This is a genomic window from Antarctobacter aquimaris, from assembly GCF_900184945.1.
Lineage (GTDB): Bacteria > Pseudomonadota > Alphaproteobacteria > Rhodobacterales > Rhodobacteraceae > Maliponia > Maliponia aquimaris.
On the sequence record NZ_FXYF01000022.1, the window covers coordinates 1 to 12,783 of the forward strand.

The 12,783-nt window shown below is 67.8% G+C and carries 12 protein-coding genes and 1 tRNA gene; 7 read left to right on the forward strand and 6 right to left on the reverse strand.

What is annotated here, in order from left to right:
- Positions 1–1,625, reverse strand: a 1,625-nt coding sequence (locus MAA8898_RS26450; protein ID WP_176445299.1) for a DUF6538 domain-containing protein, incomplete at its 3' end; no start/stop codon positions are given.
- Positions 1,626–1,704: 79 nt separating this feature from the next.
- Positions 1,705–1,788 (reverse strand) — tRNA-Leu (locus MAA8898_RS23460).
- A gap of 144 nt (positions 1,789–1,932) precedes the next feature.
- Between MAA8898_RS23460 and MAA8898_RS23465 the strand changes: the two genes are divergently transcribed.
- Positions 1,933–2,427: a Hint domain-containing protein gene (locus MAA8898_RS23465; protein ID WP_094023460.1), complete on the forward strand. Its 495-nt coding sequence runs from the start codon at positions 1,933–1,935 to the stop codon at positions 2,425–2,427.
- Here the strand turns inward: MAA8898_RS23465 and MAA8898_RS23470 are convergent.
- Positions 2,424–3,956: an NAD(P)H-hydrate dehydratase gene (locus MAA8898_RS23470; RefSeq protein ID WP_094023510.1), complete on the reverse strand. Its 1,533-nt coding sequence runs from the start codon at positions 3,954–3,956 to the stop codon at positions 2,424–2,426. The two genes, MAA8898_RS23465 and MAA8898_RS23470, sit on opposite strands and share 4 nt — an antisense overlap.
- 197 nt (positions 3,957–4,153) lie before the next feature.
- Between MAA8898_RS23470 and MAA8898_RS23475 the strand changes: the two genes are divergently transcribed.
- The 4 genes from MAA8898_RS23475 to MAA8898_RS23490 all read left to right on the forward strand — a co-directional run bounded on the left by MAA8898_RS23475 (position 4,154) and on the right by MAA8898_RS23490 (position 7,817).
- Entirely contained in the window at positions 4,154–4,492 is a 339-nt protein-coding gene (locus MAA8898_RS23475; RefSeq protein WP_094023461.1) for a P-II family nitrogen regulator, read from the forward strand.
- A gap of 64 nt (positions 4,493–4,556) precedes the next feature.
- Complete coding sequence (gene glnA, locus MAA8898_RS23480) at positions 4,557–5,963, forward strand: type I glutamate--ammonia ligase (protein WP_094023462.1); 1,407 nt, start codon at positions 4,557–4,559, stop codon at positions 5,961–5,963.
- Positions 5,964–6,222: 259 nt separating this feature from the next.
- Positions 6,223–7,023 (forward strand): lytic murein transglycosylase, encoded by an 801-nt coding sequence (locus MAA8898_RS23485; protein WP_094023463.1) that lies wholly within the window; start codon positions 6,223–6,225, stop codon positions 7,021–7,023.
- 119 nt (positions 7,024–7,142) lie between these two features.
- Positions 7,143–7,817 (forward strand): hypothetical protein, encoded by a 675-nt coding sequence (locus tag MAA8898_RS23490; protein WP_094023464.1) that lies wholly within the window; start codon positions 7,143–7,145, stop codon positions 7,815–7,817.
- A gap of 1 nt (position 7,818) precedes the next feature.
- Here MAA8898_RS23490 and MAA8898_RS23495 read toward each other — a convergent pair whose 3' ends face one another.
- Positions 7,819–8,550 (reverse strand): heme-dependent oxidative N-demethylase family protein, encoded by a 732-nt coding sequence (locus MAA8898_RS23495; RefSeq protein WP_094023465.1) that lies wholly within the window; start codon positions 8,548–8,550, stop codon positions 7,819–7,821.
- A gap of 142 nt (positions 8,551–8,692) precedes the next feature.
- On the opposite strand from MAA8898_RS23495, the gene dddP reads away from it, so the two are divergent.
- Positions 8,693–10,033, forward strand: coding sequence for a dimethylsulfonioproprionate lyase DddP (gene dddP / locus MAA8898_RS23500; protein WP_094023466.1), 1,341 nt, complete (start codon positions 8,693–8,695; stop codon positions 10,031–10,033).
- A gap of 66 nt (positions 10,034–10,099) precedes the next feature.
- Here the strand turns inward: dddP and MAA8898_RS23505 are convergent, their stop codons facing one another.
- Entirely contained in the window at positions 10,100–10,621 is a 522-nt protein-coding gene (locus MAA8898_RS23505; RefSeq protein WP_094023467.1) for an NUDIX hydrolase, read from the reverse strand.
- Complete coding sequence (locus MAA8898_RS23510) at positions 10,611–11,468, reverse strand: endonuclease/exonuclease/phosphatase family protein (protein ID WP_176445300.1); 858 nt, start codon at positions 11,466–11,468, stop codon at positions 10,611–10,613. Before MAA8898_RS23510 ends, MAA8898_RS23505 begins: the two co-directional genes overlap by 11 nt.
- 103 nt (positions 11,469–11,571) lie before the next feature.
- On the opposite strand from MAA8898_RS23510, the gene MAA8898_RS23515 reads away from it, so the two are divergent.
- On the forward strand, positions 11,572–12,783 hold the full coding sequence (locus MAA8898_RS23515) for a bifunctional alpha/beta hydrolase/OsmC family protein (protein ID WP_094023469.1): 1,212 nt from the start codon (positions 11,572–11,574) through the stop codon (positions 12,781–12,783).

Sequence of the window (12,783 nt, forward strand, 5' to 3'; positions counted from 1 at the left end):
CTGACCCAGACGGGGCGCGGCCACAGTTTCGGCCTGTTCCAGTCCGGTCGCGGCACGACGGCGCATATCGTGCAGCAAGGCCACGGACGGGCCGGCCTGCTGTTCCAGCACGGCTGGTGATGGGGCCGTGCCGATTGGCTGATCGGCCTTCGGCAACCGCTCCGTATCGGGGGGCGGCGGCGGCAATCCTTACCCAACTCACGGCACCGGGTCTTGAAGGCGTGGCGCCATGCGTGGTTCGGCTGCAAGCCCTCCGGCGTCAGCTCACTCTTGCGCAGCCAGTCAGACAGCTTGTTGCCGACGATCTTCACCGCGCGCCAGTATTTCTTCGGGTCGCTCTCGTTGTGGAACAATGGCCCATCCGCAGCAGCCCGCACGAAGTCGACAAACCCCTTCTCGATGACCTGGTGATGCAACGGCACGTCGCGAAAGTCGCCGGCCTTGACGGTCCCGGCGTCAGGCGTGATGCGCAACACCCATCTTCCGTCGATCTCGCGAACATCCTCCTTTCGCAGTTGGACGATCTCGCCGACGCGGGCGCCCGTGAAGGCGCAGATCAGCGGCACCCGTCGCTTCATGCCCACCGACTTCTCGCCCTCGCGCACGCGACCAGTGCCATCTGGCGTCGGCTCGTAGGCCCGTGAGGCGCGCAGAACCCGCAGGGCTTCCGCTGTGGTAAACCCACGTTCTCGACCGTAGATCCTTTTCGGCTTGGGCTGCTTGACAGTCGCGGCCACATTCTCGGGAAGACGATCATTCTCGACCGCCCAGGTGAACAATGACCTGACTGTCGACAGATAGATGTCGCTTACCGTCTTCGCCGACATCTGGTTCAGCAAGTGCTCGCGCCAAGCGAGCAGATCCTTCTTGGCGACGCGCGTCGCGTCATCGTGGCGCAGGAACGCCCGCAGGTTCTTGATCACCGGCGCCTGGCGTTTTCCACCATCGCGCATCGCTCCGATCTGCAGGCGGCTCCTGACATAGTCGTCCCACAGCCGCTCAAGGCTCACCGGCTGCCGGGCGGTTTCGGGCGGCTGCGCGTTCACGATAATCGGGGACGCCGGGACTCCGGTGAAGTCGCCTTCATCGCGCTCTGCCATGTGCGCCAGAGCTTCCAACTCGCCGTGGCAGAGCGCACGAGCGATCGCGCGCCACTCCATGCTGCCTGGCTGGGCATCGAGATTGCCGGAGGCTCGGAACTGCTCGATCTCGTTGCCGACCAGCGCGGTCAACACAGCGTCACTGGCGCGTCCCGCGACCGCCTCGCGCAACCTGCTTACCAGCAGGTCATTTATGCTCACGCTGGCCCAGCGAGGATCGTTGCGCAATTCATCGTCCAGAAGCAGCCGCCGTGTGTAGAGCGAGAGCGCCATCTGATCCGCGGCCATAGGGTATCGCGCAGGCGCAGCTGGTCTTCTCTGCCCCGATCGCCGTTCTGCGTCCAGAATCTCTGCCTGTAGCCGCGCGACCGCACCGGGCAGCAGCTTGATCGCGGTCCTGTAGTCTCCGCCAAGGGGTGTGCGCAACTCCGTCTTGCCGATGATCCCGCGCAGGTTATTGGGGACCACCAGCCGCGCATGATACCGCCCGGAACGGTTGACCAAGTGCCTCACCTTGCCCGCCATGCAACACCCCCGACTGTAACCAAAGAATGGGCAAAGGCCCTTGTTTGCAAGAGCCTTCTTTGATTCCAGATACTTGAGATGGTGCGGGTGGAGGGACTTGAACCCCCACGCCATAGGCGCCAGAACCTAAATCTGGTGCGTCTACCAATTTCGCCACACCCGCAACGACGCGCTCAATAGCAAAGCCGCGGGCACGAGGCGAGCAGAATTTTCCTTAAAATGGGCAAACAAATGCCCCGGATGTGAACGGATTGTTGCCGCATTCGAGGACAAGAACAGAGGGAGAAAAACAAAAGGACGAGCAGTGATGACCCCGAAGGCCCGGCTTGACCGCGGCGGCCTTGCCGCGCGCCACATCGCCCCCGAAACGCCTTGCAACGCGCTGGTGGCCGGCAGCATCGTACTGACGCTCGACGGCGCGCTGCCGGTCGAATTCCTGACCCCCGGAGACCGGGTGATCACCCGCGACAGCGGCACCGCCACGCTGCGCGCGGTCAACCATCGCCGCGCCCGCCTGCCCGCGGTCGCCATTGCGCCCGGCAGCCTGGGCCACATGCGCCCCGGCCACGAAATTACGCTGCCCGCGGCGCAGGAAATCCTGGTCCGTGACTGGCGCGCCGCGGCGCTCTTTGGCGCCTCCCGCGCGCTTGTTCCGGTCGCGCGCCTGGCCGACGGCACCCATATCCGCGAGGTCGGCGAGGTCGAGTTCAGCCTTTTCGAGCTGCGCTTTGACCGCCCGCACATCCTCTATGCCGACGGCCTGGAATTGGCCGCCGCCGCGCCGGTGACGGAACCGGCCTAAAGCCCCATGCCCCGGAACACCCGGGGCAGCGCCTCGGGCAGGTCCTCGGCAATCAGCCCGGGGCCATAGCTGCGCGCCGCCTCGACGTGCAGCCAGGCCGCCGTCACGGCCGCCCCGAGCGGATCGACCCCGCGCGCCAGCAATCCGCAAATCATGCCCGCCAGCACGTCGCCTGCGCCCGCCGTGGCCAGCCAGGGCGCCGCGCGCTCGTATGCGGCGGCATGGATGGCCACCTGTCCGTCGGGCGCCGCGATCACCGTGTCGCGCCCCTTCAGCAAAACGACGCAGCCCGCCCGCGCCGCCGCGGCGCGGCACGCGTCGACTTTGGAAAAGGCGGGGCCGCGGGTCGCCTCGGCGCGCAATTGCTCGGCCAGGTCGGGAAACAGCCGCGCGAATTCGCCCATGTGCGGGGTCAGCACGCAGGCCTCGTGCAGCATGCCGAACAGTACCGCAGGATCGCGCTGGAAGCGCGACAGCGCGTCGGCGTCCAGCACCGTGCCGCGCCGCGCCGCCAGGGCCGTGCGCACCAGCTCTCCGGTGGCCGGACCCAGGCCCAGCCCGGGACCCAGGCACAAACCGGTGTAGCGCATGTCCTCCAGCATCTCGGCCAGACCGGCGGTGCCGTCCAGCCCATGCACCATGATCGCGTCCAGCCGCCCCGCATGCTCGGCCACGGCGCGCAGCGGGCAGCCGACCGTGACCAGCCCCGCCCCCACCCGCAACGCGCCACGCGCCGCCAGCCGCGCCGCGCCGCCCTTGCCCGGCGGACCGGACAGCACGACGGCATGGCCGTGGGCATACTTGTGCGAGGGTCCCGCCTTGGACAGGCGTCCGGCAAGGGGCGCCTGCGCCAGCCAGGTCGGCGCCTCGGCCCGGTCCAGGCCGATGTCGCAGACCACCAGCTTGCCGCAACCCTCCGGCCCCTGCGCCAGGTAGTGGCCCGGCTTGGCGCTGTGAAAGCTCACCGTCAGATCGGCCTTGATGGCGGTGTCGAGGGCGGCGCTGTCGTCATGGCCCAGGTATCGCCCGCTGTCGGAACACAGCCCGCTGGGCACGTCCACGGCAACGATGCGCGGCTGCGCGGCCGCCTGCCATGCCGCCAGCCTGCCCCGCACGGCGCCGAGGTCAAGAAAGGGCCGCGTCAGCCCGGTGCCGAACAGCGCGTCGACCACAAGCGCCACGCCCTCAGCCCCTGCAAAGCGGTCGAGCGCGTCGTCGGTCAGAGGGTCCACTTGACCGATCTCCTGCCAACGCAGGAAGTTGTGGCGCGCATCGGGCGGCAGCCGCTCTGCATCGCCAAGCAGAAAGACATCGACCCGCCAGCCCCGCGCGTGCAGCAGCCGCGCGATGACGAAACCATCCCCGCCGTTGTTGCCTGGCCCGCACAGCACCACGGCGCGCTGCGCTCCCTCCTCCAGGTCCGGCCATTCGGCCAGCGCCGCAGCGACAACCCCGGCACCCGCACGCTCCATCAGGTCGAGTCCCGTGACCCCTCCGCCGGCCATGGCCGCCTGTTCGGCGGCGCGCATCTCGGTGGCGGTCAGGAGCGGGGCGTGGGAGAAGGAGCGATTCAATTTTGCCTCTTTAGTGTGCGAAGTGATCAATTTTTCACCTCGCCTAATTTTTCACCTGTTCCAGATCGCCGGCGAAGGGGCTATGCGATTGTGGCTGGCAGGGAGAAATGATCTGCCAGTGCCACACGGAGCGCAAGGGAGAGGTCAGGTCCATGAAAAAGATCGAGGCAATCATCAAGCCATTCAAGCTCGATGAAGTTAAGGAAGCTTTGCAGGAAGCGGGCATCCAGGGCTTGTCCGTGGTCGAGGTCAAGGGTTTTGGCCGGCAGAAGGGGCACACCGAATTGTATCGGGGCGCCGAATATGTCGTCGACTTCCTGCCCAAGGTGAAGATCGAGATCGTGCTGGACGACGACCAGGTCGACGGCGCCATCGAGGCCATTATCGGTGCGGCCAAGACCGACAAGATCGGCGACGGCAAGATCTTTGTCAGCCACATCGAACAGGCCGTCCGCATCCGCACGGGCGAAACCGGCCCGGACGCCATCTGATTCGTGCGACCGCGTCACCGGGGGGTGCGCGGCGAACCAACAATCGCAAGAGAAGGACAATAGAATGAGCAAGGACGCAGTTCTCGCGCTGATGAAGGAAGAGGACGTCGCCTACGTCGACATCCGCTTCACGGATCCGCGCGGAAAGCTTCAGCATGTGACCGTGGTGGCGGACCTGGTCGACGAGGATTTCCTCGACGAAGGTTTCATGTTCGACGGCTCGTCGATCGCCGGGTGGAAGTCGATCGAAGCATCGGACATGAAGCTGATGCCCGACACCGACAGCGTGTACATCGACCCGTTCTACGCGGAAAAGACCCTGTGCGTCCATTGCTCCGTCGTCGAGCCGGACACCGGCGAAGCCTATGACCGCGACCCGCGCGGCACCGCCGAAAAGGCCGAGTCCTACCTCAAGTCCTCCGGTATCGGCGACGTGGCCTATTTCGGCCCCGAGGCAGAGTTCTTCCTGTTCGACGATGTCAGGTATTCGGTCACCCCGAACAAGGTGTCCTACGAGGTCGACGCCGACCACGCGGCCTGGAACACCGACGCCGAGTTCGAGATGGGCAACCTGGGCCATCGCCCGGGCTACAAGGGCGGCTATTTCCCGGTGAACCCGGCCGACGACGGCCAGGACATCCGGTCCGAGATGCTGTCGACGATGAAGCGCATCGGCATGAAGGTCGACAAGCACCACCACGAGGTGGCGACCAGCCAGCACGAACTGGGCCTGATCTTCGGAACCCTGACCACCCAGGCCGACGAGATGCAGAAGTACAAGTACATCATCCACAACGTCGCGCAGGCCTATGGCCGTTCGGCCACCTTCATGCCGAAGCCGATCAAGGGCGACAACGGCTCGGGGATGCATGTCAACATGTCGATCTGGAAGGACGGCAAGCCGCTGTTCGCCGGTGACAAGTACGCCGACCTGTCGCAGGAGGCCCTGTGGTACATCGGCGGCCTGCTGAAGCACGCCAAGACCCTGAACGCCTTCACCAACCCGTCGACCAACTCCTACAAGCGCCTGGTCCCCGGCTACGAGGCCCCCGTCCTGCGCGCCTATTCGGCCCGCAACCGGTCCGGCTGCATCCGCATTCCGTGGACCATGTCGCCGAAGGCGAAGCGCGTCGAGGCCCGTTTCCCCGATCCGTCCGCGAACCCCTACCTGTGCTTCGCGGCCCTGCTGATGGCCGGCCTCGACGGCATCCGGAACAAGATCGATCCGGGCGAAGCCATGGACAAGAACCTGTACGACCTGCCCGCCGAAGAGCTGGCCGGCATCCCGACCGTCTGCGGTTCGCTGCGCGAGGCGCTGGACGCCCTGCGCGCCGATCACGCCTTCCTGCTGGCCGGTGACGTCTTCACCAAGAGCCAGATCGAAGGCTACATCGACCTCAAGATGGAAGAGCTCGAAAACTACGAGATGACGCCGCACCCGGTCGAATTCGCGATGTACTACAGCTGCTGAGCCTTCTCGGCTGGCAGACTTTTCGCGGGGCGCTCCCAGGAGCGCCCCGTTTTCGTGCGCGGCCCCCTGGGCGCCGGCCCTGCACCGGCGCGCGCCCTGTCCTCGCGCCACCCAACCCCGGTCCGACATCGGCCGCGGCCCGGACTGGGCAAGGCACCGCCGAAAACCGCTGCCGCACGGGGCAAAAGCCATGGCCCACGCGGGATTATCCCGCTAGTCTTCGGGCGACCCCGACGCCACATCCTGCCGGAGACTGCCCATGCGCCGCCTTGCCACCGCCCTTGCCCTGACCCTGTTCACCGCCGCCCCCGCGCTTGCCGCCGGCTGCGGCAACACCGGCCAGGGCTTTGACGCCTGGAAGGGCGAATTTGCCCAGGAAGCCCGCGCCGCCGGGGTGGGCGACCGCGGCATCGCCGCGCTGATGGCGGCCAGCTATTCCAGCCGCACGATCGGCGCGGACCGCAACCAGAAGGGCGTGAAGTACAGCTTTGAACGCTTTGTGCAGATCCGGCTGGGGTCCATCGACGGCTTTGCCGCCACCGCGCGCAAGCGCATCCAGGCCAACCAGGCCTTCTACGATTCGCTCGAAAGGCAGTTCGGCGTGCCCGCCGGGATCATCGTCGCCATCCACGGGATGGAAACCGCCTATGGCAAGACCATGGGCACCGAGCCGGTGGTGAACTCCATCCTCACCGTCGCCTACGACTGCCGCCGCCCGGATCTGTTCCGCCCGCACGCCATCGCCGCGCTCAAGATGGTGGATCGCGGGATGCTGGCGCCCAACCAGAAAGGCGCGTTTCACGGCGAGCTGGGCCATACCCAGTTCCTGCCCGGCAACGCCATGCGCTATGGCGTGGACGCCAACGGCGACGGGCGGGTCGATTTCTATAACATGTCCGACGCGCTGGCCTCCACCGCCAATTTCCTGCGCCAGAAGGGCTGGAAGGCCGGCCAGCCCTGGGGCCCCGGCACGCACAACTTTGCGGTGCTGAACGAATGGAACGCGGCAACCGTCTATCAACAGGCCATCGCCGCCGTGGCGGAACGCATCCACCGCTAAACCGGTATCGGAAACAAAGGATTAATAATCCTTTAATTTTCCCGAATTCGCCCGATTGCGACCACGATTCGTGCGCAACCTCTCCTTGTGCGGCCTGATGACCGCGAAAGGAGAGCAGCATGGCTTTTGATCACCCTTATGCCGGCCTGATCCTGCCCGATGTGCGGGACCTGTCGCCCGAACCCTACCTGGCCAGCGCCGCGCGCGTGCTGGCCCGGCTGGACCCCCGCCCCGAAAGGGGAGCGCCGACGCAGGTCCAGGACAGCCGCGTGATGGGCCGGACGATGGGCATCGCGGTGATCCCCGAAGAGCAGAGCGACTATGGCCCGCGCGTGGTGCTGGAGGTCGTGACCGACACGGACAGCCCGCCGGACGAGGGCGAGGCCGCGCGCCTGCTGTCTGACACCGTGCGGGAGGCGCTGAACCACTCATCGGCCGACATCCTGGAATGGTATCGCCCCGACGTGCTGATCGACCGCGAGGATTTCATCCGCCTGCGCAACTTTGTCTCGCCCGCGAAGATCGCCGAGATGGACAGCCGGATCGAGGATGCGCTGTTCGAAAGCGTCAACGCCGCGCAGGGTATCTGCGGCGCGCTCTACCCCGTCGTGCCGGACGACGTGATCGTGCAGGAGGTCCAACCGAAACGCTCGAAGTTCAAGGGGTTCTTGTCGCGGATCGGCGGCGGGCTGGGACTGCGCCGGACCGGCCATATCGCGGCGGTCACATGCCTGTTCACCGTGCTGACCTCGAGCAGTCAGATCGGCGGGTTGCTGGGTCCGCTGGTGCCGTGACTCACGTCGTAAGGGGCGCGCAGGCCAGCACGTAGGTGTGGATCGAAAACACCACGGCGCGGGTCTGCGGCAGTCTCAGGATGCATTGCCGCTCCGACCGCAGGAAGGGGGCTGCGCTCGGGTCGACCGGGGTCCGCGGATCCCTGACCGACCGCGGGTGGAACAGCGCGGCGCTGGCATAGCGCAGCGCGTTGAACCGCCACAGCGGGCGGCCCTCCTGCACCCCGTCGAACAGCCGCTGTACCCGGCGGGCCAGCGTGTCGTCGTAGTCCTTCACCGGATCGTGGATGCCGGTCAGCGGGCGCAGAAACTTTTCGTCCAGCCGCCAGCTGGCCGGAAAGCACAGCACCGCACCGGTCAGGACGTGCTGGTCGCCGCGTTTCTCCAGGAGGCAGAAATCCTCCTGGAACACCTGCCCCAGCGTGGCCAGCGGGTCGGTGTCGTCACGGGGCACCCGCGCGCCGTCAGGACAAAGAATAGTGTCGTCCTCACGGGCAAACCCCGCCGGGGCCGCCGCCAGCGCCACCTCCAGAAGCTCCCGCGCTGCCGGCAGCGCCTCGGGCGGCAGTGCCAGCACCTCGGGGCGGCGGGTCGCCAGCAGGCGGCGACGCTCGGCCATCTGCCCGGCGTAGGCCTCGTCGACGAGCAGCCAGTCGGCCGGGTCCAGCGGGCGGACGCCCGGCAGCGGCGGGGCTTCGGCGGGGTCGTAGGGAAGGTGCGTTTGCAGGATCATGGCGGCACACTAGACCGCCGCCCCGGCGGGTGAAAGACGGCGACGCAGGTCGAAAAAGCCCCGGTTGCAGGTCGCAAAACGGCGCGCGTCACCGGGCCGGAGCGTCCACCCTCGCGCCAGACCCCAGAACCCCGAGAGCCCGATGGACACCTTCTACCGCGACACCCGCAAGATCGACCCTACCCGTGGCGCCCTGACCGGCGACAACACCCCCAACGACATGGACCGGGTCGAGATCGGGCCGACGCGGCTGGCGCTGGCCGAATGGGCCGCTGTCGGGCTGGAACTGCCCGACCTTCAGGCGCTGCGCCGCTTTCGCTGGGAACGGCTGGTGTCCCACGTCGTCGCGCGCGACCTGGCCGGGGTGCTGATGTTCGACCCGCTCAACATCCGCTATGCCACCGACTCGACCAACATGCAGCTGTGGAACACCCACAACCCGTTCCGCGCGCTGCTGGTCTGCGCCGACGGCTACATGGTGATCTGGGACTACAAGAACTCGCCCTTCCTGTCCGCCTTCAACCCCTTGGTGTGCGAGGCGCGCTCGGGCGCGGACCTGTTCTACTTCGACCGCGGCGACCGGATCGGCGATGCCGCCGACACCTTCTCGCGCGAGGTGGCGGACCTGTTGACGCAGCACGCCCCCGGCAACAAACGTCTGGCGGTGGACAAGATCATGCTGCACGGGCTGCGCGCGCTCGAGGCACAGCGGCTGGAGGTGATCCCGGGCGAGGAACTGACCGAAAAGGCGCGGTCCATCAAGGGCCCGGACGAAATCAAGGCGATGCGCTGCGCGATGCATTCCTGCGAGATGGCCATGGCCGAGATGGAGCGTTTCGCCCGACAGAACGTGCCGGGCGGCGAGGTGTCCGAGGATGACATCTGGGCCGAGCTGCACGCCGGCAACATCCGTCGCGGCGGCGAATGGATCGAGACGCGGCTCTTGACCTCCGGCCCGCGCACCAACCCCTGGTTCCAGGAATGCGGCCCGCGCATTGTGCAGAACAACGAGATCGTCGCCTTCGACACCGACCTGGTGGGCGCCTACGGCATCTGCGTCGACATCTCGCGCACCTGGTGGATCGGCGACCGGGCGCCGCGTCCGGACATGATCGACGCGATGAAACACGGGTACGAACACATCATGACCAACATGGCGATGCTGCGCCCCGGCGTGAACATCGAGGACCTGTCGCGCAACACCCACGTGCTGCGGCCCGAGTACCAGAAGGGCAAGTACGGCTGCCTGATGCACGGCGTCGGCCTGTGCGACGAGTGGCCCCTGGTGGCCTACCCCGACAGGATGGTCGAAGGTGCCTTCGACTACGCGCTGGAGCCGGGCATGACACTCTGCGTCGAGGTACTGGTCTCGCCCGAGGGCGGCGATTTCTCGATCAAGCTGGAAGAGCAGGTGCTGATCACCGAGGACGGCTACGAGAACCTGACCAGCTACCCCTTCGATGCGCGCCTGATGGGACAGTGACCGCCCGCGGCGCGGCGGCGCGGGGTGGGTGGGCGGGAGCGTCGCCGCGCCGCGGCCCCACGCCGCTCAGAGGCGCGCCCGCAGGCGCAGCACGGACTCGGCCCGGGTGTGGCGTTCAAGCTCGGTCAAGCGCACCCAGGCCACCGCGTGCGACTCGTCCGAGACCGTCAGGTTCCCCGCCTCGGCCTGCATGAGAAAGCGCACGTCGTAGTGCAGATGCGCCGGCTCGTCCCCGCGCGCGGGGATCTCGTGGATGTCGATGTCGTAGACCGCCTCGGACAACAGCCGCACGCGCGCCAGCCCGGTCTCCTCGCAGACCTCCCTCAGCGCCACGAAACGGGCGTCGGCGATGCCGTCGCAATGCCCGCCCGGTTGCAACCAGCGGTCCAGCTTGCGGTGATGCAGCAGCACCAGCGCCCCGCCATCGGGCGACAACACCGCGCCCGAGGCGGTGACATGCCCGCCGATCCACGGATCGCGCGAAAACGCCGCCAGGCCATGCTGCGCGCAGAACGCCGCCAGCCGCGCCCATTCCTCCGCGTCGCGCGCATCGCGCGGCGCGAAGGCGCCGATCCCCTCAATCCGCATCCAGAAACACCCCCGCCAGCACCCCCGCGTGGTCCGATCCCAACAGCGGCCGCACCCGCGCCGCGCCACCCCCGGTGGCATAAACCTGGTCCAGTGGCAGCGGCACCGCCAGCGGCAGGCCCGAGGGACGCAGCCAGAACGTCGGGAACATGGGCCCGGCCCGGCGCACCCCCGTGGCGCGCACCAGCCGACGCACGTCGCTGCCCCAGGGCGTCATGTTGAAATCTCCCGCCAGCACCACCGGCCCCGGCAACCCGGTCACCAGAGCCTCGATCCGCTCGGCCTGCGGGCGCTGGTCATGCGGCCAGGGCCAGAACAGGTGCACCGACAGCACCCAGACCGGCCCTTCGGGCAGCGAGACACGCAAGCCCGCCAGCCCCCCGCCCTTCACGCACAGCGTTTCGCCTTGGACCACCGGGTGCCGCGACAGGACCGCCACGCCGGCGCAGAGGTACTGGTGCGGATAGCCCGGACGCAGCAGGTCCAGCAGGTGCCGGTTGCGGGTCGAAACCTCCTGCAAGGTCACCACGTCCGGCGCCTGTGCGGTGATTTCCGCCGCCATGGCCTCGGCCTGCGGGTTCCCGCCCCAGAGGTTCTTCTGGTACACGACAAAGGGGCCCGGCGCGGGCGCGTAGAGTTTCATTCCGCCGACCTGCCCCAGCGCCAGCAGGCACAGACCGGCGACCGGCCAGCGCAGGCGGCGCGGCCAGCTTGTCCAGATCACCGCCAGCGCGGCCAGCACCAAGAGCGGCACCCGCAGCACGGCCAGCGCGTCCGCCGCCGGGTGCAGCGGCCCTGCCCAGCTCGCCAGGGCCAGCAAGGCCAGCCCGGCTGCAACACTCTTCACCAACCTGTCCAACCCGCTCACCATCCCGTGACGCCACTGACACCCGGCTTGTGGCACCCTGCCCCGGGTCCCATTCTGGAGTCGACAGACAAAGGATGCCCCCATGCCCACCGAACGCATCAGCTTTCCCGGCCATTCCGGCCACACGCTGGCCGCCCGGCTTGACCTGCCGGACGGGCCGCACCTGGCCACCGCCCTCTTCGCCCATTGCTTTACCTGCGGCAAGGACATCGCCGCCGCGCGGCGCATCGCCCAGCGGCTGTCCGCCATGGGCATCGCCGTGCTGCGCTTTGACTTCACCGGGCTTGGGCATTCGGGGGGCGAATTCGCCAACACCACCTTCTGCACCAATGTCGCCGACCTGCGCGAGGCGGCGGCGTACCTCGAGGATCGCGGCATGGCCCCCAGCCTGCTGATCGGCCACTCGCTGGGCGGCGCGGCCATTTTGCGGGCAGCGCCGCAGATCCCGTCGGCCCGGGCCGTGGTGACCATCGGCGCGCCGTTCGACCCCGAGCACGTCACCCGGCATTTCGGCACCGCGCTCGAGACCATCGCGACGGAGGGCGAGGCACAGGTCGATCTGGGCGGACGCCCCTTCACGGTCGGGCGCGACTTTGTCGAGGACGTGCAGGCGCAGGAACTGGCGCCGGTGATTGCATCGCTGAAAAAGGCGCTGCTGGTGCTGCACGCGCCGCGCGACGCGGTGGTCGATATCTCCAACGCCACCCGCATCTTCACCGCCGCGAAACACCCCAAGAGCTTTGTCACCCTCGACGACGCCGACCACCTGGTATCCGATCCGCAGGACGCCGAGTACGTGGCCGAGGTGATCGCCGCCTGGGCCGGGCGCTATCTGGACCTCAAGCCCCCCGCCCCGCCCGTCGGCGCGCCCGAGGGTGTGGTGCGGGTGCGCGAATCCTCGCCCGACGGCTTTCTGCAGGACGTGCAGAACGGCCCCTATCATCACGCGCTGGCGGACGAACCGGAGGCTTACGGCGGCACGAACCGGGGCATGTCGCCTTACGGTTTTGTCGCCTCGGGGCTGGGGGCCTGCACTTCGATGACGCTCCGCATGTACGCGCGGCGCAAGGGCTGGCCGCTGACCGGGATCAGCGTGGACGTCACCCATGACAAGGTCCACGCGCAGGACGCGGCGGGGTCCGGCGACGGGCGGCTGGACCGCTTCATCCGGCGCATCACGCTGGAGGGTGACCTGGACGACAGCCAGCGCGCGCGGCTGCTGGAGATCGCCGACAAATGCCCGGTGCACCGCACGCTGGAACAGGGCGCACGGATCGAGACGGAACTGGCCTGA

Bases quoted from the DNA above. Each gene is read 5' to 3' on its own strand.
- MAA8898_RS23465 (WP_094023460.1), top strand. From the start codon at position 1,933: ATGACCCCGAAGGCCCGGCTTGACCGCGGCGGCCTTGCCGCGCGCCAC.
- MAA8898_RS23470 (WP_094023510.1), bottom strand. From the start codon at position 3,956: ATGCGCGCCGCCGAACAGGCGGCCATGGCCGGCGGAGGGGTCACGGGA.
- MAA8898_RS23475 (WP_094023461.1), top strand. From the start codon at position 4,154: ATGAAAAAGATCGAGGCAATCATCAAGCCATTCAAGCTCGATGAAGTT.
- glnA (WP_094023462.1), top strand. From the start codon at position 4,557: ATGAGCAAGGACGCAGTTCTCGCGCTGATGAAGGAAGAGGACGTCGCC.
- MAA8898_RS23485 (WP_094023463.1), top strand. From the start codon at position 6,223: ATGCGCCGCCTTGCCACCGCCCTTGCCCTGACCCTGTTCACCGCCGCC.
- MAA8898_RS23490 (WP_094023464.1), top strand. From the start codon at position 7,143: ATGGCTTTTGATCACCCTTATGCCGGCCTGATCCTGCCCGATGTGCGG.
- MAA8898_RS23495 (WP_094023465.1), bottom strand. From the start codon at position 8,550: ATGATCCTGCAAACGCACCTTCCCTACGACCCCGCCGAAGCCCCGCCG.
- dddP (WP_094023466.1), top strand. From the start codon at position 8,693: ATGGACACCTTCTACCGCGACACCCGCAAGATCGACCCTACCCGTGGC.
- MAA8898_RS23505 (WP_094023467.1), bottom strand. From the start codon at position 10,621: ATGCGGATTGAGGGGATCGGCGCCTTCGCGCCGCGCGATGCGCGCGAC.
- MAA8898_RS23515 (WP_094023469.1), top strand. From the start codon at position 11,572: ATGCCCACCGAACGCATCAGCTTTCCCGGCCATTCCGGCCACACGCTG.